Origin of the sequence: Sphingobium sp. OAS761, from assembly GCF_024168485.1 — a bacterium.
In the GTDB taxonomy this organism is placed as follows: Bacteria; Pseudomonadota; Alphaproteobacteria; order Sphingomonadales; family Sphingomonadaceae; genus Sphingobium.
In genome coordinates, this window is sequence record NZ_JALJVY010000009.1 from 64,426 (window position 1) to 82,377 (window position 17,952).

General features: G+C 59.3%; 20 protein-coding genes. 15 read left to right on the forward strand and 5 right to left on the reverse strand.

Going from position 1 to position 17,952, the window contains the following annotated elements:
* Positions 1-8: 8 nt before the first annotated feature.
* Positions 9-614, reverse strand: a complete 606-nt coding sequence (locus J3E64_RS13245) for an NTP transferase domain-containing protein (protein WP_253343498.1) — start codon at positions 612-614, stop codon at positions 9-11.
* A gap of 161 nt (positions 615-775) precedes the next feature.
* Between J3E64_RS13245 and folE the strand changes: the two genes are divergently transcribed.
* The 4 genes from folE to J3E64_RS13265 all read left to right on the forward strand — a co-directional run bounded on the left by folE (position 776) and on the right by J3E64_RS13265 (position 6,012).
* Entirely contained in the window at positions 776-1,390 is a 615-nt protein-coding gene (gene folE / locus J3E64_RS13250) for a GTP cyclohydrolase I FolE (protein WP_253343499.1), read from the forward strand.
* A gap of 41 nt (positions 1,391-1,431) precedes the next feature.
* The gene (locus J3E64_RS13255; RefSeq protein ID WP_253343634.1) at positions 1,432-2,223 is read left to right on the forward strand and encodes an SDR family oxidoreductase; all 792 of its coding nucleotides are present in this window, start codon (positions 1,432-1,434) and stop codon (positions 2,221-2,223) included.
* A 193-nt stretch (positions 2,224-2,416) separates the two neighbouring features.
* Positions 2,417-4,789, forward strand: coding sequence for a TonB-dependent receptor (locus J3E64_RS13260; RefSeq protein WP_253343500.1), 2,373 nt, complete (start codon positions 2,417-2,419; stop codon positions 4,787-4,789).
* The gene (locus tag J3E64_RS13265; RefSeq protein WP_253343501.1) at positions 4,789-6,012 is read left to right on the forward strand and encodes a dipeptidase; all 1,224 of its coding nucleotides are present in this window, start codon (positions 4,789-4,791) and stop codon (positions 6,010-6,012) included. Before J3E64_RS13260 ends, J3E64_RS13265 begins: the two co-directional genes overlap by 1 nt.
* Positions 6,013-6,019: 7 nt before the next feature.
* Here J3E64_RS13265 and J3E64_RS13270 read toward each other — a convergent pair whose 3' ends face one another.
* Positions 6,020-6,691, reverse strand: coding sequence for a GNAT family N-acetyltransferase (locus J3E64_RS13270; protein ID WP_253343635.1), 672 nt, complete (start codon positions 6,689-6,691; stop codon positions 6,020-6,022).
* A 694-nt stretch (positions 6,692-7,385) separates the two neighbouring features.
* Between J3E64_RS13270 and J3E64_RS13275 the strand changes: the two genes are divergently transcribed.
* The 5 genes from J3E64_RS13275 (at position 7,386) to J3E64_RS13295 (ending at position 9,909) form a co-directional block, all read left to right on the forward strand.
* The gene (locus J3E64_RS13275) at positions 7,386-7,826 is read left to right on the forward strand and encodes a hypothetical protein (protein WP_253343502.1); all 441 of its coding nucleotides are present in this window, start codon (positions 7,386-7,388) and stop codon (positions 7,824-7,826) included.
* Positions 7,827-8,132: 306 nt separating this feature from the next.
* Positions 8,133-8,336 carry a hypothetical protein gene (locus J3E64_RS13280; protein WP_253343503.1) on the forward strand — a complete coding sequence of 68 codons (204 nt, stop codon included), beginning with the start codon at positions 8,133-8,135 and terminating at the stop codon, positions 8,334-8,336.
* 158 nt (positions 8,337-8,494) lie between these two features.
* The gene (locus tag J3E64_RS13285; RefSeq protein ID WP_253343504.1) at positions 8,495-8,701 is read left to right on the forward strand and encodes a helix-turn-helix domain-containing protein; all 207 of its coding nucleotides are present in this window, start codon (positions 8,495-8,497) and stop codon (positions 8,699-8,701) included.
* A 144-nt stretch (positions 8,702-8,845) separates the two neighbouring features.
* Positions 8,846-9,223 (forward strand): hypothetical protein, encoded by a 378-nt coding sequence (locus tag J3E64_RS13290; RefSeq protein ID WP_253343505.1) that lies wholly within the window; start codon positions 8,846-8,848, stop codon positions 9,221-9,223.
* A gap of 35 nt (positions 9,224-9,258) precedes the next feature.
* Positions 9,259-9,909, forward strand: coding sequence for a hypothetical protein (locus J3E64_RS13295; protein WP_253343506.1), 651 nt, complete (start codon positions 9,259-9,261; stop codon positions 9,907-9,909).
* A 228-nt stretch (positions 9,910-10,137) separates the two neighbouring features.
* On the opposite strand, the gene J3E64_RS13300 is transcribed toward J3E64_RS13295, so the two are convergent.
* The 3 genes from J3E64_RS13300 to J3E64_RS13310 form a co-directional block, all read right to left on the reverse strand.
* Positions 10,138-10,395: a BrnA antitoxin family protein gene (locus J3E64_RS13300; RefSeq protein ID WP_253343507.1), complete on the reverse strand. Its 258-nt coding sequence runs from the start codon at positions 10,393-10,395 to the stop codon at positions 10,138-10,140.
* Positions 10,364-10,633: a BrnT family toxin gene (locus J3E64_RS13305; protein ID WP_253343508.1), complete on the reverse strand. Its 270-nt coding sequence runs from the start codon at positions 10,631-10,633 to the stop codon at positions 10,364-10,366. The genes J3E64_RS13300 and J3E64_RS13305 overlap by 32 nt, the downstream gene beginning before the upstream one ends.
* Positions 10,634-10,714: 81 nt before the next feature.
* Positions 10,715-10,996 (reverse strand): helix-turn-helix transcriptional regulator, encoded by a 282-nt coding sequence (locus J3E64_RS13310; protein ID WP_253343509.1) that lies wholly within the window; start codon positions 10,994-10,996, stop codon positions 10,715-10,717.
* 203 nt (positions 10,997-11,199) lie between these two features.
* Here J3E64_RS13310 and J3E64_RS13315 point away from each other — a divergent pair, with 203 nt between their 5' ends.
* The 6 genes from J3E64_RS13315 (at position 11,200) to J3E64_RS13340 (ending at position 17,886) form a co-directional block, all read left to right on the forward strand.
* A complete protein-coding gene (locus J3E64_RS13315; RefSeq protein WP_301287282.1) occupies positions 11,200-11,634 on the forward strand; it encodes a tyrosine-type recombinase/integrase in 435 nt (144 codons plus the stop codon).
* A gap of 1,553 nt (positions 11,635-13,187) precedes the next feature.
* On the forward strand, positions 13,188-14,405 hold the full coding sequence (locus tag J3E64_RS13320) for a hypothetical protein (RefSeq protein ID WP_253343510.1): 1,218 nt from the start codon (positions 13,188-13,190) through the stop codon (positions 14,403-14,405).
* Positions 14,402-15,547, forward strand: a complete 1,146-nt coding sequence (locus tag J3E64_RS13325; protein WP_253343511.1) for a hypothetical protein — start codon at positions 14,402-14,404, stop codon at positions 15,545-15,547. Before J3E64_RS13320 ends, J3E64_RS13325 begins: the two co-directional genes overlap by 4 nt.
* A 402-nt stretch (positions 15,548-15,949) precedes the next feature.
* A complete protein-coding gene (locus J3E64_RS13330; protein WP_253343512.1) occupies positions 15,950-16,216 on the forward strand; it encodes a type II toxin-antitoxin system ParD family antitoxin in 267 nt (88 codons plus the stop codon).
* Positions 16,213-16,512, forward strand: a complete 300-nt coding sequence (locus J3E64_RS13335) for a type II toxin-antitoxin system RelE/ParE family toxin (RefSeq protein ID WP_253343513.1) — start codon at positions 16,213-16,215, stop codon at positions 16,510-16,512. The genes J3E64_RS13330 and J3E64_RS13335 overlap by 4 nt, the downstream gene beginning before the upstream one ends.
* 18 nt (positions 16,513-16,530) lie before the next feature.
* Positions 16,531-17,886 carry a hypothetical protein gene (locus J3E64_RS13340; protein WP_253343514.1) on the forward strand — a complete coding sequence of 452 codons (1,356 nt, stop codon included), beginning with the start codon at positions 16,531-16,533 and terminating at the stop codon, positions 17,884-17,886.
* Positions 17,887-17,952 lie beyond the last annotated feature (66 nt).

Genomic DNA, 17,952 nt, shown 5'->3' on the forward strand with positions numbered 1-17,952 from the left:
TGTCCTGATCAGCCGTCGCCAGGTGTGATCGCCGCCCGGTTCATCAGATCGTCCGGCGTATCGACGTCATGCAGGATTGGTCCGGTGGGTTCTATCTGGATACCGTGGCTGAGCAGCGCGCGCGCGCCCTGGTCGCCCTTCAGTCCCAGCAATTCATCGAAATGCCGGCGACCGATAAAGGCGGGCGGGCAGGAGGAAAAGCCGTCGGTGCTGGCGACGACCGAGCGTATATCCTCTGCGGCAAGGCAGATGCGGTTATAATGGCTTGGCGGCACATCGGGCATGTCCGCGAGGCAAATGAGGATACCGCGGATATTGTCATTGGGCATCACATGCGTGACGGCCCGCACAATGCTGCCTGAAATGCCGTCCTGCGGCCGGTCGTTCACCAGGATGGTGTATCCGCGACGGTCCAGCTTGCGATGGATGACCGGGGCATATTCGATGGGGCGGACCACGGCGATCAGTTCGGCGAACGCCATCGACGCCACCGTTTCCAGCGTATGCGCAACGACCGGCTTGCCGCGAAGGTTCGCCATCAGCTTGTCCTCCTCGCCGAACCGGGAGGAGGTTCCCGCCGCAAGTAGTACGGCGGCGATGCGTTCAGTCCTCATTACATGGCTCTGGAAGGGGCGACTATCTATTTGGTTCCGGGATGCGGCACTGCAACAGGATGACAGCAGAGCGCTGTCCTGTCCAGCAGCGGCAAAAGCACTGGCCATCGCGTTCCCCAGTCGCCATATGCGACGACGACAGAGTAAGGAGTGGCGCCGAAATGGTAACAGCATACGACCCGGATGCGGAAACGGCCGGTGCGGCCGTGAAGGAGCCCGTCCCGGCCGATGTCGCAGACGCTATACGAACCCTCATTCGCTGGTCCGGCGACGAGCCGGAGCGGGAAGGCCTGCTGGAAACCCCGGAGCGGGTTGCAAGGGCATGGCGAGAATATTGCCGCGGCTACGGCGACGACCCGGCTTACCATCTGTCGCGCATCTTTCACGAAGTCGGCGGCTATGATGACGTCGTGCTGTTGAAAGACATACCGTTCCAGTCGCATTGCGAACATCATATGGCACCGATCATCGGCAAGGCGCATATCGCCTATCTGCCGGGCGATTATGTCGTCGGCATTTCCAAGCTGGCTCGTGTCCTCCATGCATTTGCCAACCGCCTCCAGGTGCAGGAGCGCCTGACATCGGAGGTCGCCAACTGCATATGGGAGCATCTCAAGCCGCAGGGCGTGGCCGTTGTCATAGAGGCGACGCACGGTTGCATGACGGGACGCGGCGTGCGGACGCCCAATGTCGTGATGAAGACAAGCCGGATGCTGGGCATATTCCGCGACGATGAAAAGTCGCGCGAGGAAGTGTTGAAGCTCATCGGCCTGTGACGGAAGAAACCCCTTCCTATCGGCCGATCGGCAGGGCGCGTATGGATGTCCAGCCGGTCGGTGCCCCTCTTGCGCAGAAACGCTTGGCGCTGGTCACTGGGGGGCATCGCCGGCTGGGCGGCGTGATTTCGGCGGGTCTGGCACGTGCCGGCCATGCTCTTGCGATCCACGGCAGCCACGATACGCGGCTCGATTCCCATCTGGCACTGGCGCTGGAGGAGGAAGGAACGGACTGGGACGGGTTCGTCGTCGATTTCGCCGACCCGGAAGGGGCTGAGGAACTGGTCGCCATGGTGGCCGATCGCTTCGGTAGGCCTCCCGATATTCTGGTGAACTGCGCTGCCATATTTGGTCAGGATCGGCTCGAAACTGTGACGGCAGATGACCTGATGCGGCATTATGCGGTGAATTGCGCCGCGCCGACGCTGTTGACCAAGGCATTCGCGACTATCCCAGCAGGTCCGGGGGATCGATGCATCATCAACATCCTGGACCAGCGGATCGACCATCCCCATGCCGATCAACTGGCCTATACGCTTTCCAAGCTGGCCGTTGCCGGGCTGACCCGAACCATGGCTGCCACGCTGGCACCGCGTGTCCGGGTGAATGCCGTCGCACCTGGCCTGACCATCGCAACGCCCGATTATGACGGGGATCAGATGGAACGGCTGGCCCAGATGATGCCGCTGGCGCAATTGCCGCAGGCTGAGCAGATTTCGGAAGCCGTGGCCTTTCTGTCGGGCGCGACCGCGATCACCGGCCAGACCATCTATGTCGATTGCGGCGCGCACCTGAAAAGCTACGATCGCGATTTCATGCATCTGGGGCGCTGAATAACCGGAAACCTGTTGCGGATAAGTCACAAGGCATCCTTTTGTGACTGGGCAATGGAGGGTCGGCGCGGAATCCTCGTTTCACTTGGCAACTTAGATGATCGACCGGATGGCGATGGCTTGCCGGCGACAGGGAGAGGCTTTGGCGCGTCGCGCGCCGCCCGAAAGGTCGCAACAGCCAGGGAGTTTCTCGATGTCCGCTATCCAGTCCGTTCGAACGACCTCACGCGCCGCTCTGCTGCTGGCCTGCGCCATGGGCGCACTAAGCGCCGCCAACGCCCAGGAGCCGGTTTCGGACGCGGAGGATACCATCACCGTCACCGGCCGCCGCATCTCACAATCGGCCGAGGCGATAGGCGAGGACAAGGTCAGCAACGTCGTGGCGATTACCCGGGAAGCGCTGCTGTCGGCGCCTTCGGGCATTTCCGGCCTCAAGATGCTGGAACAGCTGCCCGGCTTCAACGTCCAGACCGACGGCGCGCTGGGCCTCTACGAATTCGGCAACAGCGTCCAGACCCGCGCCTTCAACCTCGACCAGATCGGCTTTGTGGTAGACGGCATCCCCACCGGGCGCAGCGACGCCTTCGGCGGCAGCCCGGTGTTCCGCTATGTCGACAATGAAAATCTCGGCGTGGTCGAAGCAGCGGTTGGCGCGGGCGATGTGGGCCTGCCCAGCTATTCGACGCTCGGCCCCATCGTGCAATATAACAGCATTGCCCCGCAGGACGATATGGGCCTGTTCGTGTCCCAGAGCTTCGGCGATTTCGGCATGAAACGGACCTTCATCCGCGCCAGCACCGGCCGGGTCGGCCCGTTCAAGGCCTATGTCAGCCGCACCAAGCTGGACACCGACCTTTGGCGCGGCCCCGGTTCGGTCGATCGCGAACATTGGGAGGGTCAGATCCATGCCGACCTGGGCGGCGACAGCTGGGCGCGGTTCAAGTTCGTGTCGAACGATTTCTTCGACTATGACTCGCCGACGATCAGCCGGGGGCAATATAATTGCACGATAAAGAGCGTTGCCGGCGCTTGCGGCCGCGACTTCGCCTATATCGAGAATGTGCCGAACACGACGCCGGGCTTCGAGCCGACGGTCGCGGGGGTCTATTATTCCAACCCCACCTACGCGCAGGTCTATAACCTTGCCATCAACGTGCGGAAGGACAAGCTCTACGGCGCGACGTTCCACGCAGGTATCGCCGAGGGCGTGTGGGCGGAATCGACGCTCTATTGGGAGGACAAGGGCGGCTATGGCGTTTCGCCTGACACCTATGCCAACTCACTGAGCCGCTATAACGCTCAGGTCGCAGTCGGCCTGCCAGTGACGCGCCCGCGCGGCATAGAGTTCGGCCGTTCGGGCGTCGGTGGCGACCGCTATGGCATCACCACCAAACTGCATTGGGAAATGGGCTTCAACACCGTCGAAACCGGCATGTGGGCTGAAGTCGACAAATATCATCGTACCCAGGCCCGTTATAACACGGTAGACGGCGCACCCGATGGCGCACCCCTGCTCGACGAGTTGGTCTATCTGCGCCGCGATTACCGTTCGAAGCGCGACACGCTCCAGATCTTCCTGAAGGATACGCTGAAACTCGCCGATGAGCGGCTGGTGCTCGATCTGGGCTTCAAGGGCCTGATGATGGATTATCGCTACAACGGCTATCGTGATTTCGCCGACTATTACCTGACCGTCGGCGGCGTCGCGGTTCCGGGCTATGGTCCCAGCGTCAACCGGGCGCAATATCGCGACATGTTCCTGCCGATGGCCGGCCTGCTCTACAAGATCGACGGGCGCACCCAGATCTTTGCCTCCTATGCCGAAAACATGGCGTTGCCAAAGGGGATGGATGACATCTTCTCGGCCATCCGGTCGGGCGGGGCGTTGGTGCCGCAGCCCGCGCCGGAACGGTCCACCAACATGGAATTGGGCATCCGCACCAATCAGGGGCAGCTCTACGCGTCGCTCGCGGGCTTCTACACGAAGTTCAGGAACCGCATCCAGTCGATCACGACGATCCTGCCGGGCAGCGGCGGCGCGGCGACCGAAACCTTCTACCAGAATGTCGGCCGGGTGCGGGCATATGGCGCGGAATTCAGCGGCACGTACAAGCCCGCCTTCCTCGATGGACTGGCCTATGCCAACGCCAACATTACCTATAACAATGCCAAGTTCCAGGATGACATTCCGGCCGCCACGCCGATCCTGATCGACGGCAAATATATTCCCGACAGCGCCAAGTGGATTGTGAGCGGTGGCGTGACCGTCGAGCCGGCCAGTTGGCTGGTCGCCAATATCTCCGGCAAATATACCTCGAAACGCTGGTCGACCTTCACCAACACGGCGGGATCCAGCGTGCCGGGCTTCACTGTATTCAGCGCCTATGTCGACATCGGCGACGGCTGGAGCTTCGGCCCGGTCAAGAGCGTGAAGGCGCGGTTCAACGTGGACAATCTGTTCGACAAGGACACCTTGTCCTACATTTCCTCGTCGGTCAGCGGAGACGGCTTCTTCCGGCCGCTTAGCCCGCGGACTTTCCAGTTCACCATCACGGGCGAGATCTGATGCGGAAAAATCTGGTTCTGGGAGCGGCCTTGATCGCGCTGCTCCCCGTAGCGGCGCACGGCCAATCGGTCAGCAGGCAGGTGTACCAATTGCATCAGAAGCTGCTGACGCTTGACACCCATCTCGACACGCCGGCCTCGCTGGACCTGCCGGGCTGGTCGATTGAGGAAGGGCATGACGTTCATAGCGATTATACCCAGGTCGACCTGCCGCGGATGAAGAAGGGCGGGCTCGACGGTGGTTTCTGGGCGATTTACACGTCGCAGGGGCCGCTGACGATCGAGGGTTTCCGCAAGGCCCGCGACTTCGCGATCCTGCGCGGCCTTTCCATCCGCAATATGGTCGCCGCCGACCCTGCCAATTTCCAGCTTGCCTTGGAGGCGAAGGATGCGGCGCCCATCGCCGCAACGGGCAAGCGGATCGTCTACATGTCGATAGAAAACGCCTATCCGCTGGGCGAGGATGTTTCCTTGCTCCAGACGTTCTACGACATGGGTGTACGCGTGTCGGGTTTTGCCCATTTTGCGCATAATCAGTTCGCCGACAGTTCCACCGATCCGTCCGGCAAGCCGCGCTATGGCGGCCTGTCGCCGCTGGGCAAGGAATTGCTTAAGGAAATGAACCGCTTGGGCGTCGTGCCGGATGCCTCGCACAGCAGCGATCAGGTTCTTGACGATCTGCTTGCGTTGTCCACGACACCGGTGCTGCTCACCCATTCGGGTTGCAAGGCCGTATATGATCATCCGCGAAATATCGACGACGCACATCTCAAGGCGTTGGCGGCGAAGGGCGGCGTCATTCAGATGAATGCTTATGGTGCCTATCTTCGTGCATCGAAACCGAACCCGCAGCGGCAGGAGGCGATGAAAGCCCTGTTCGGCCAAATGCGCGAAGGTGCGAAGCTGACGGCGGAAAAACGTGCCGAGCTTCTTGCGAAACGGCAAGAGATCGACCGGCTCTATCCCGATACCGACCGTCCGACCTTCGATGATTTCATGAAGCATATGCTGCATGCGCTGGAAGTTGTCGGGCCCGATCATGTCGGCATCGGGGCAGACTGGGACGGGGGCGGGGGTGTGGTCGGCATGGAGGATGTTGTCGACCTGCCAAAGATCACCGACGCCTTGCTCAAGGCAGGTTATAGCGAGGCGGACGTCCAGAAAATCTGGTCAGGGAACGTCCTGCGCGTCCTTGCTGCCGCGGAGGCCGCGAAGGCACACTGACAATCGCTCAACGGGTAACGACCAGCATCGGTAGTTCGGTCCGAACCCGAAAGCCCAGCCGCTCATATAGCGCGATTGTCTGCGTATGAGCGGCATAGGCATGCAGGAAAGGCACGTCGCCCCGGTCCAGCATCGCTTGCGCCACGATGCGCATCAGGGCCCCTGCATAGCCTCTGCCGCGGTGGTCCGGGTGGGTGCAGACGCCGCTCACCTCGGTGTATCCGGGCAGGCGCATGCGCTCGCCGGCCATGGCTACCAGCCGTCCTTCACGCCTTATGCCGATGAAGCGGCCCAGCCTGTGCGTCAGCGGCCGGAAGGGGCCGGGCCGGGTCATCAAGGCAAGCGCGCATATGTCTTCCCCATCGGACTCCGTCAGTACCTCCCATCGCGGAGCCGGATTGGTTGCAGGTGCGATCGCCGGAGCCACCATCTGCGCCAGCATGGCGGTGCGCACCAGTGTCGTATCCGGCGGTACGACAGCATCGCGCCCGACGATCCAGAGTTCGTCGCCCTGCGGTATCAGCGCCGAAAGGGCGGCGAGCGAGACCGCATCCTGGCCGGCGGCTGCGCCAAATGTGCCATAACGAGCATCGATCCGCAGCGCACGCGCGTTGCCCTTAGCCAGCGCAGACCAGCCTGAACGGAGGCTGTGCCAGACGGGATGATCGAGCATGCTGATAGGCGCCTCCGGCGTTGATATCGAGCGCCGGCAGATGCCGGGTCAGTCATCCGATTGCTGATCGGCAGGCATGCGTCAACCGCCGGCAAGGACGGCAGCGGACGCAACCGTCGCAGCCAGCGGCTATCGCTGTGCGGCATGGCAGCCAGGTTGTCGAAAATGGTGCACCCAAGAGGGCTTCGTAAGTTCTTTTAGATCAATAAGTTACACTGGCTAACCCAGTCATTCCGACCCTCGCATTTCTGCGGGGTTCAGCCTTCAATGGCGAACCTGCCGGGCGCTAGTTTTCGGCCGATATTTTGGCAACGGCGGGTTGGGTATCTCGTCTTTCGACTGCCACCGCCCTTCCGCGTAATTTTGCGTGCATGATACTGCCCCCGGATCCCCACCTTTCAACACTCTTGCCAATTGGAACGCCTTGGAACCTCCCTCGCTCCCATGATCGGGCTTCGCGTGGGAGGATAGAGGCGCTTGGTAACCCCGGAAATGCGGGGCGGCGGGAGCATGGGAGGTTGAGGGAGGCGAAATGCACAATGCACAAAGTCCACACGCGCACATGCGCGCTTGCACATACGCGCGGGCGCACGCGCGTAGGAACATGCTTTTCCCCTCCCATGCTCCCGTTTTCCTCTGAAACGGCAGAAAACCTTACTTCTATCCTCCCATTTATCCCTCTCATTAAAGGGAAGAAGAAATGAAAAGCTCTCAATACCAGTTTGAAGGGTTGCTGCTGACAGGATCGCCAACCGATACTTTCGCGGATTTCTACCGCGATCATATTCGGCATGCTGATGGGGCTAGGCTTGCGGCCGAACAGTTGAAGGCGGCCTATGAGAGATGGGCTGATGACCGCGACCTGGCGACCAGCTCACCGCGCGCCATTCGTTCCTTCATGGAAGCGAACGGGCATCGCCATCGGAAGTCCAGCATCGTGTTCTATCTTGACGCTGTGTTGGGTGACTTCGAGGGGCAGCCCGTGCCAGCGCGGGCGATCCCGGTCACGGATGGCCGCAAGGTCCGCGAGGCGGTGAGCGTGACGCTGGATGATCTGGATCAGATCATCACCGAGTTGCAGGGGATGCGCTCGCGCATCGCTCGCATCAAGGCAGCGGTGACGCCCTGGAGCGGCCGGTGAGCGGAGCGGCGCTTGGTCTGGCTGCACCCGCCGTAACCCGCCGTAAAACACACCGTAGCTTGGACCTTAACCAGCCGTAGCATGTCGGGATGATCGAGCCGGACGCCGCATAAAGCACCGAACGGCAGGTTTTACGGCGACTTCACGGCGGGTTTTACGGCGGGTTCATCCCGCAGTTTTCCAAGGGTTACGGCGGGTACGGCGGGTTCGCTCCAAGGTTGGATTCTATGTGCAGGCGCAGGCCGGTGCGCGCGTAGCTCCTCCTTTAACTATCCGTGCTTGCCGTTCTTAGATTGAAGGTGATGAATGAGTGAAAAGGAAAAGCTGACAGCCGCACTGATTAGCGCCGCCATATGCGGCACGGATCATCCGGCCAGCGCTGCGACTGTCCTGATGTCTGCTGCCGCTTCGATCCTTGTGCAGCAGTTCGGTGAGGAAGAGGCAAGCGCGCTCATGCTGGGCATCGTCGTTACGGCGCGCGCCGAATGGTCGCTCGCCCATGCCAACTGACCGCGCGGGCCACCCCCTTCAGGTCCTTCCGGGGTGTGGCCGCCTACTGCGGTGGGGCGCGGGGCGTGGATTTCGGGTTCACGGCCAATCCAGAATTATGAACTTCATGAACTGAACTGGTTCAATGACTTAACTTCACACTCAGATGTGGTGACAACATGGAAGACGGCTTGAAGGACGAATATAACGAGGCATCGGCGGCCGCGTATCTGGGCCTGTCCCCCCGAACCCTGCGCCGGTATCGCATGGCAGGGCTGATCGGCTATCATCGTTCACCCGGCGGTCGGATCAGCTACACCCTCGATCAGATGATCGATTTCCAACTCTCGACGCGTGTCGCGCCGTCGCAGGCTTCCGCAGCATAGCGGGGAGGGAGGGTAACGGCGGCTAGAGCGCTGGCGCGCTCCAGCAAAGGGAGAGTGGCCGCGTAAAGGTAATTTACCTAATCGCTGCATAGACCGAAAATCAGGGGCAGGAGCAATACAGCCCCCACCCTGACAGAACGCCGCGTGATGGCGGCTCCGCGCACCCGGTCGGCGGATATTTCCCCCACCAGTTGGAACGCTGAAAGCCGCACCATCGAATTCATCTGGACGACCGGCGCGCGTGGTGCACGCTTCGACTGGGAGAGCTTCGAAACCGTCGATGAAGAGTTGGACACGCGCTCAACCTCTGTCCGCCTTGATCGCCTCAACAGCGGCGCGCCGGTCCTCGATACCCACCGCCGGGGTGGACTTGACAACCAGATCGGTGCGGTGGTTCCCGGCTCTGCCCGGATGCAAAATGGCCAAGGCATTGCCACGGTGCGCTTGTCCGAGCGTCCGGAGCTTGCCTCCATAGTTTCCGACATTGCGTCGGGCGTCATTCGCAACCTTTCAGTCGGCTAGTCACTTCCACGCGCTCGGGCTGGGCCTTTGGCGTCATGGGCGATGTGTTCTGCGACGTGATTTACAGCAGCCTGGGGCCGGAAGCTCCGATCCGCTTGGCTGACCTTGAAAAGCGTCTGCCTGACATGATGCGCAACGCGATCCGGCTGGACTGCCGCAGGACCGGCCGGACAGAAGGCGATGCCACATTGCGCATCCTGGGGGCAGGCTGGGATGACCGCGAACAACGCATTTCGGCGTTCTACGTCGCCAACAGATCGGCTCCTGACACGCCCGTTGAACCCTTCACGCTGTATGAAGTACCGTGGATCGTTACAGGCGATCATCCGAACGGGCTGACAGGGCTTCTGGGCCGCGAGGTCGATCCACAAGATCCCGCTCAGTTCGATCCGCATGCGGACGGCAAGACACTCATGCTTGCGCAACGGAAAGCCGCTGGCATCACGCTCCACGCCAGCATAGGCCATGCCGTAGGCGGGTGGTGCCACCTAACCACCATCGACCGCGAGAGCGCCACGGCGGAAGCCCTGCACTATTTCCCGGATCGCAAGGGCCGAAGGACCGATAGGCAGGCTAGCGCCGATCATCCGAACGACGTTGCCACGCCCTCATGCCGGGCTAGTTCCGCCAGGTTTGCTTCAACTCTTCGTCAAACCAGCGCTCTGCATCTTCCAGCGGTCCCATGACCGACCGGAAGTCGAGATAGTGGGAATAGCCCTCTCTGCCCAGCCACGAGCGGAAATCATAGAATGACGGCATATCGACTGATCCGACCGCTATGCCGTTTTTTCTTGCCCATTGGCTGACCAGATAGCGGATCGCTTTTTCAGCATCAGCCTTTCGCGTCATTCCGTTGCGCTCCAGAATTTTCAATTTGGGCACAATTTTGTGCCCGCACTAGCCGATAGCAAAAATCAGGGTGACACGCCGCGGAGCGCGTCGTTCAAACGGGTCTGCCAGCCAGGACCGGTTGCGCGCCATTTGGCCAGCACGTCCTTGTCTAGCCGGATGGTGATCCGTTCCTTGTCGGCGCCTTCCGGCCGCCCCACGCGCCGCGCACGGCGGGCCTCCCGATCCGCCAGCGCCTGCTCTATCGCCTCTTCGCTCACGTCGAAATCTTCCGGGTCGTTCGGATCGGCGCTAAGGCCGACGATATGCTCTTTGTTCGCCATCGTTGCTCTTCCTCACGCTGATGAAGCGGAAAGTCGCTCCACGCATCACATAGACCGCAGTCCAGAGGCGGCCTTTCATATCACCGATCACCTTGAACCGATCTTCGCCATCGATCGGGCGATGGGAAGCGAGGATCAGGTGATCTTCATCGCAGAACAGTTCGGCACCGAAGGCCAGCGAAACGCCGTGTTTGTCCCGGTTGATCGCGTCCTTGGCGGTGTCAAATTCGATGTCCATGAGGATTGTTGTATGCACGGAAATGGCGCAGGTCAAGAAATAACGTACATACAATAATGAACTCGCGCTGATGGCGCCCGATCACTGATCGATGGTCAGCGCCCATTCCGGCACCGCCAACGCGAAGGAGAGTCTCTCGATGGTTGCCGGTCGCGGTTGGCTTTGCCCCTTTGCCATGCGCGAGAGAGCGGATTGGGAGACGCCTGCTTTCAGCCCCAGCGCTTTTTTCGTTATAAGGCGATATTCGCGCCATGCCATGATCGGCGCCTTACCGGCGAGAATTGCGTCCAGAATTTCAGCGGGGATTGTGAAGTCGCTTTCCGCCCGCGCACGATCGGCCGCCGCGATGTCATCGGCGTCCAACAGGCTGCTTCCTTGAGGGCGGTCAGGCATCCGCAGGTGCGAAGCGGCGGCGATGGTCGCTGAACGCTTCCCCTCCTGCACGTTCGGTTCGAAAGCCGTTAGCCTTCCATGGCTTGCAGAGCTTGCAGCCTGCCCGCTGACTACGGGCGCGATGGCGTTTATGGTGCATAGACCCTTTTCTCCATAGATGCAGCTCTGTCGTCATGCGCTGGCGCGCCGGGTGTCGCGTCGTGCCTTGGCAAGCTGAAGCCGCGCCGGTTCCGATCCGGCCCCCACTTGCAGCGTCCATCTTGGCGACGCCCTCCCGCGCGATGGTGTTCATAATCAACGGGCATGGACGGTCATTCACGCGGAAGGGCTTTGGCAACAAGTTCCGTGATTGGTGCGATGAGGCTGGTCTATCCGAATGCAGCGCCCATGGCCTGAGAAAGGCCGCTGCGCGTCGCTTTACTGAGGCTGGATGCACCAATCAGCAGATCAAATCATGGACCGGCCGCACGACCGACAGCGAGGTTGCACGCTACACAGCGGCGGCCGATCAACGTACGCTTTCGGACGAAGCTGGTGAGAGGTTAATGGCTAACCTTTGCAAAAGGTTAGCCAATGAAACCGCTAACCAATTGGAAAAGGGCGCATAAATGCGAAAGGTGGTGCGCCTTGAAGGAGAAACTTTGAACCAGTTATTCTCGACCTTGGCGGACTGGAACCAATTATTGTCCACTATCCCGCAGGACGCAATGGAAGATTTGCCAGCCATAGATGGGCCTGAACCGCCCGGCCCATGATGGCTATTCCTTGATTCTGTAAACCCCCAAACTTCGTTTCAACCCGGCGCATCATGCCCGCGTGTTCCCTCACGCGGTTATGGTGCGCTTTTGTTTGTCGTGACCCATGCCTGAGAAGAAGAAACGCGATGCGCCGCTTTCGCTGCGGCTGTCGCGTGACGAACGCGCGCGCCTTGAGCGCGACGCGGCAGGCATGTCTCTGGCCGCATATATGAAGTGGCGCTTGTTCGATCCCGACCGCCCGCCGCCGCGCACACGCGGCAAGGCCCCGGTGCGCGACCATATGGCTCGAAGCCCAGCAGCGCCAAGAACAGGATGATCGCCGCGACTGGCTGGAACAGCAGCAGCGCATCAAGGATCAGGAGCGCGAGCAATGGCTGGCCAGCCAGCAATCCACCACGCGGCAGGCAGACCCTTCGCGCGACGAGGACCGCCTGTCATGGCTGTTCGAGCAACAGCAGCAGCGCCCGACGCAGCGGGATATCGAACAGACCCGGCGCGATCTCACGCCGGATTTCAACGAGCGCGTCAAATGGCTCGAACAGAATAAGGGCCGCGACCCTGTGGATCGCGGCCCCGATATCGACCTGTAAAAAGATCAGGCTTCGACCGTCGCCTTGGGCTTGCGCGCGGCGCGCGGCTTGGCGGGGGCTTTCGCCTTCTGGCCCGGCTTGCGGCCCAGAGCGGCCGCGCTTGGTTTCGCCAAGCCCTGATCAGTGATCCTGGCTTCGCATGGCGGCGGCGATATGCGTGAGGAGGCAACTAGGGTGTAAGTGGGGAACAACCGGGTGACCGTAGCAAATATCTGAATTCAGACGAAATTTGAAACCATCACGAGTTACGTGATATACTGTTACATAACGATGGACCCGATACAGGAGTATATTGTCAGAGTTGAAAGCGACCCCGCGACCGGCAAGTGTCTACGGGAAGAATGGCATGCCAACATCCCAACCAGTGACTTACATCGGATACACGGGCCAGCCGTGCGGGTGTGGGCTCCCGACACCGGCATTTGCGTAGAGGAGAGCTATTACAGATACGGAAACTTCCATCGTGATGATGGTCCTGCGCATGTCCAGCGTCACCCCGAAACGGGGATCGCATTGGCGGAGGGCTGGTATCAATATGGTTCAGCCAGTCGCATAGACGGCGGACCGGCTGGCTTACGGCGAGACCCTGACACAGGCGTGGTTACTGTCGAGGTATATTGCCAGCATGGCGTACTGCATCGTGAGGACGGTCCAGCCGAAATTTTGCGCGACCGCGTTACAGGTAAAATCACTTCGATGAGCTACTATTTGGAAGGGGATATGGTGGATGCCCCTGCCAACTCGAACCCGGTCCTTGAACCCTGATTTAGTTTAGTGCGATAAGCCATCCGTCAAGTAGGGGGGCAAGTTGCAGTGGTTCCAGGTGACGAGGCAAACGAAGAATTCGTCCGATTTGCTAAAGCGATTCCGAAAGAATCGCTTCCCGCTGTAGCCGTCATTCTGAATGACAAGGTCCGAGAGCATGCCAGAAGCATATCTCGCGACACTGACCTCAAACTCGAAGAAGCTTTAGAAAGATTCTTTGGAATGGTATCGGCTGATACTGGAAGAAACGCCCCTCATTCGGATTCTTCCATGTATTTTACCAATATGGTTAAGGCGTGGGTCAAAGCGAGCAGGCCACAACGTACATTCTTACTTGAGACGTATTTCTTTCTCCATCGGTCCTCTGGCCGAGATATAGCAATTGCAATAGACAAAGAGATTTTTGGTCGGATCTATTTCGATCAATTCGGCCACCCTTTGCACCAAGCAGATCAAGACTTGCTCTCCGATCAGGCCAACGAGACAGGCTCTATCCCCGCGTTTGAAGCCGTAGTACAAGCATTGCCAGCGGCTGCAAGCGCGCCGACTTGGGCCTCGAAGGCGCAACTCGCGTGGGAAACGGCACGCAATGAGGTGACTATCCCACCGTATATGTCATTCACCAGACGCTACCCTGCCACAGCCGAGGCGAAGCAGGCGGAATTGCATATAAGAGATTTGAAACTGTGGGAGGCGATCCCTCAATCCAACCCTTTCGCCATCCGCGAATTCCTAGAAACGGGGCTTTTCCCTGCCTTGGCGTATCATGCACGCAAGGCTCTGGACGATGCCAAAGGCCAATACATCTCCGAGAATGTTGCCCGCATTCGTAGCGTGATGCTGAGTTCGCAGGAGCCGACATCCGCGCTGGGATGGTTCACGATGCTTGGAACCGGTTATCTCTTTCTCGCATTTTTCTTCGGTGCCATCGTTGTGCTCGGCCAAGCAGCCTACGCAACTGTGACGCATCCAGTCTGGCCCTTTGCGCAAGCCACGCCTGCAATTTCGGGCTTTGCGGACGATGCCCTGCAAGGCCGTTTCGGAAACGCACTCAGAGCTATGGACATCAATACAGCAAATTTCCCTTCCGGTGAGACTGTGGCTATTGTCCTGCAAGCCGCAGGTGTGTTCATCGCCTATGGCGCAATTGCTTTCTTCATAATCGGGCGTATCGCCCGCATGATCGAAGAAGACCTCGCTCCACGTCACCAAGCGCAGATACAGGAGATAGAGGCCTACTATGCGGATAAGGTCGCAGGCCTGTGAAGGGCGCGGGCTACCACGGATGTCATCGCTGTCTAGCCGAACGCCCCTTCTATGGCGCTTTGGAAGATGATGCGCTGTCGAGCCTAAGCGTGATCACATTTTTACTACGCCTGACGATATTCAAACCTATTTGTGTGGAATGTGGGACATCGATAAATTGGCGCGCTCAGGAGTTTCTGTATCGGGGTGATCACAGGCGTGTAGGACAGGCAAAGGATGGACAAGCGGGCGCTGCCCGAGTCACAACGATTGGAGCCATTCCGGGTCAAGACCGGGGAATTGCTCATCAAGGGCTGGAACTGGCAGAGCGGCTCGTTGAACCTGTTGCGCTCGCAGAGAGTACGATTGACTGGCAGGAGAAAGGTTTTTCCCACGTCGGCTTACTTTGCGATGGAGGCGTGCTGAAGGCGAAGTTGAAGACTGACCTCAACTATTTGAACGGCAGCTATCTTATGCGGGGCGAAGATACTGCTGTGGTACGCCGGTCTGCGGCAGCAATCGGACACTATGAAAACTGGTTAGAAATTTATCGGCAGACGGGATGGTGTCTACGACCTTTCAGGCTGCCTAAATGGAAGGCGATCTCGCGCATCCCGATACACCAGCAAGGCAGCGCCCTGGCATTCACTGCAATGCCTCGGACAAATGCTGTGCTAGCGGTCGGTCAATATGATATTGCCTATGTCAACGTCGATGCGCCTTTGATAAGCAAATTCTGTTCGCACAGCGAACTGTTCGGCTATACTCGTCCCTCTATAGCAATATATGGAGCGCACATCTGCCACGATGAACGCCACGTTATACTCGCCTATTCAGATTGGAGCGATCCGGAAAGGCCTGCCAAAGGCATGCTTGCACTTGATCTTTTGACTGACCTTGCACCCACTGATTTCGGCGTTGTCGATGGCGAGTACCACATACTCGATGAAGCTGATGACCTGCTGTTAACGGCGTCAGGTAACGAGGCGACAATTCATGTTGTCGGGAATTGGAAAGAAACGGTCGTACTGCAATGCGACGGTGAAATCACGGAGGGACGATTTTCAAGGTCGGGTAAAGAAATTATCCTGCGGACCAGAACGCCTATCGGGCAGGACGATGAACCCTTGAAGGTCGAGTACGAAATCTGGCAACTGACATAGCCACTGGAACCGTTCAGTGATCGGTGGATTGTTGTTGCTTTTTATTCGTCAGTGCCATGTTGGATAGTATTGATCGCAAGATGTTCGTGGTAGTACCACGACACCTTGGCAAGGGAGGCCCGCTGCGCGCCTCCCGTTGCATCCCTCCCGGCTCGTGGCGCGTCCCGCTCCCAGTCCAAGCGGTGCAAGTGCAGCCTTATGGACAGGGCCGGATCAGCGCCAAACGGGGAGACTTCGCTTCTCCCCGAACCCCAACGACAAACCCTGCGCGGATTTGATGCGCGGCAGGGCCTTGGAGACACGCCTCTCCACCCTGCACCCGAACCATGCGGCCCATGCCCCAGCCGACAACTTGATAATAGTTATCGGCCCGTGTTATCCTGTAAGAACAGGAGGTGGCATATGGCCAGCAGCGTTGATCTAGGCAGCCAGCTCGAATCTTTGGTTTCGAGGCTCGTGAAGGCAGGCCGTTACAATTCGCGCAGCGAAGTCCTTCGTGAAGGCGTTCGCCTCGTCCATGAGCGTGAAACCCGCCTTGCAGCATTGGATGCCTCCATTGCCCGAGGCATCGCCGATGCCGATGCCGGGCGCGTTCACGATCTCGATGATGTCGCCGCTCGCCTTGACGCAAAATATGCGACAGCCACACGGGGCCGCGATATGCAATGAAGGTCGTGCTGACGGCGGAAGCGCTCGGCGACCTTGAACGCATCGGCGACTATATCGCGCAGGACAATCCAAATCGCGCCCGTAGTTTCGTGGCCGAATTGCTGGCCAAGGCTCGCGGGCTTCGTGACCTGCCGGAAGGCTTTCCGCTCGTGCCGCGTTATGCCCATCTCGGTATCAGGCGGCGCGTCCATGGCAGCTATCTGATCTTCTACCGCATTGAGGCGCAGCAGATCAGCATCCTTCACATTCTGCATGGCGCTCGCGATTATGAAGCGCTGCTTTTCCCCGACGCTTAGCGTGGTGTGGCGATGGCGATGATCGCGGATATTCTGTCCGACGGCATTGGGCCTTTCAATACGCGAGAGGTGGCGACCGGCATTTGGCTGGCGGCATTTCTCGGTTGGTGCCTTTTCCAACCTGGTGTGCGTTCTTCGCTGGGTCAGGTCATCAAGGCGGCCTGTCACCCGGTCCTGCTCGGACCAGTGGCATTACTGGCTGTTTATATCGCATTGGTGACATGGGCGCTCGCGCAGGCCGGGCTTTGGGAAACAAGCCTGCTGAAAACGACGATCCTCTGGAGTGTCACATCGGCGATTGCCTTACTGGGCCGGACCATCACCGCCAAAGAGAAGCCCGGATTTTTCCGAGAGTTGCTTACCGACAATCTCAAGATCACCGCCGCTGTGGAATTTGTCGCAGTGTTCTATACGTTTCACCTGCTGGCCGAGCTGGTTCTGATCCCGCTCATCACGCTGCTATCGCTGACCGCCGCCTTCGCGGAAGGCAAGCCAGAGAACCGCCAAGTCCATTCGCTTCTCAACGGGATATTGTCCGTCTTTGGCTTTGGCCTGCTGGGTTACTCGATCCACAGCATTTACACCGCGCCGGACACATTCGCCACATGGCAGACATTCGAAGAATTCTATTTGCCGCCGCTGCTGTCGATAGGGCTGATTCCGTTTCTGTTCGTGATGAAGGCCTATGCGTCTTATGAACAGGAATTTGTTCGCATCGGTTTTGCAATCAAGGACGAGCGGCTGCGCCGCACAGCCAAACGCCGCGCCGTCATGTCGTTCGGTCTCGATCTTGGCGGATTGCGTCGCTGGATCACGCACATTCAGCAACACCCAGTATCGAGCAAGGCCGACCTGATCCAGACCATCGGTCTCATCAAAATGCTCCAGCGGCGCGAGCAGAAGCCGCCGACTGTCTCCGCCGATCAGGGCTGGTCGCCCTATCTGGCCAAGGATTTCCTCAGCGCCGCAGGATTGGCGACCGGCGATTATCACCCATTGTGCGACGAGTGGTTCGCCAGTTCACCCTATCTCGAATTGGGCGAGGGGCTATGGAAGGACAATATCGCCTACTATGCCGAGGGCACGGAACACGCCGCCACGGTGCTCAAGCTCATCCTGCATGTGAATGACATGGACACAGCGCCAACATCGGAAGCGCGATTCCTTGAAGTGATCCAGACCCTATACCAACATGCGTTCGAAGCGCCTATGGCGGAACCGTTGCTGCGGCAGCTTCGCAATGAGGGGAACTTTACCCGCGTTATTGGCGGCAAGCGGCTAACCCTTTCCCGCGATGACAATGAAGGCGGTAGTCGCAGGGGCTACAGGCGAAAATTCACGATCGAGCATCTCGCAGCAGTGGGAAATTCCTGATCGTCGTTACGATGACGCAATTTTCATGTCGAAATCGCTCTTATCCCCCCGATCGGGTCAGGACGG

Excerpts from the sequence above, each read along its gene's own strand:
- J3E64_RS13245 (WP_253343498.1), bottom strand. The coding sequence starts at position 614 with ATGAGGACTGAACGCATCGCCGCCGTACTACTTGCGGCGGGAACCTCC.
- folE (WP_253343499.1), top strand. The coding sequence starts at position 776 with ATGGTAACAGCATACGACCCGGATGCGGAAACGGCCGGTGCGGCCGTG.
- J3E64_RS13255 (WP_253343634.1), top strand. The coding sequence starts at position 1,432 with ATGGATGTCCAGCCGGTCGGTGCCCCTCTTGCGCAGAAACGCTTGGCG.
- J3E64_RS13260 (WP_253343500.1), top strand. The coding sequence starts at position 2,417 with ATGTCCGCTATCCAGTCCGTTCGAACGACCTCACGCGCCGCTCTGCTG.
- J3E64_RS13265 (WP_253343501.1), top strand. The coding sequence starts at position 4,789 with ATGCGGAAAAATCTGGTTCTGGGAGCGGCCTTGATCGCGCTGCTCCCC.
- J3E64_RS13275 (WP_253343502.1), top strand. The coding sequence starts at position 7,386 with ATGAAAAGCTCTCAATACCAGTTTGAAGGGTTGCTGCTGACAGGATCG.
- J3E64_RS13280 (WP_253343503.1), top strand. The coding sequence starts at position 8,133 with ATGAGTGAAAAGGAAAAGCTGACAGCCGCACTGATTAGCGCCGCCATA.
- J3E64_RS13285 (WP_253343504.1), top strand. The coding sequence starts at position 8,495 with ATGGAAGACGGCTTGAAGGACGAATATAACGAGGCATCGGCGGCCGCG.
- J3E64_RS13295 (WP_253343506.1), top strand. The coding sequence starts at position 9,259 with ATGGGCGATGTGTTCTGCGACGTGATTTACAGCAGCCTGGGGCCGGAA.
- J3E64_RS13300 (WP_253343507.1), bottom strand. The coding sequence starts at position 10,395 with ATGGCGAACAAAGAGCATATCGTCGGCCTTAGCGCCGATCCGAACGAC.
- J3E64_RS13305 (WP_253343508.1), bottom strand. The coding sequence starts at position 10,633 with ATGGACATCGAATTTGACACCGCCAAGGACGCGATCAACCGGGACAAA.
- J3E64_RS13315 (WP_301287282.1), top strand. The coding sequence starts at position 11,200 with ATGCGCTGGCGCGCCGGGTGTCGCGTCGTGCCTTGGCAAGCTGAAGCC.
- J3E64_RS13330 (WP_253343512.1), top strand. The coding sequence starts at position 15,950 with ATGGCCAGCAGCGTTGATCTAGGCAGCCAGCTCGAATCTTTGGTTTCG.
- J3E64_RS13335 (WP_253343513.1), top strand. The coding sequence starts at position 16,213 with ATGAAGGTCGTGCTGACGGCGGAAGCGCTCGGCGACCTTGAACGCATC.
- J3E64_RS13340 (WP_253343514.1), top strand. The coding sequence starts at position 16,531 with ATGATCGCGGATATTCTGTCCGACGGCATTGGGCCTTTCAATACGCGA.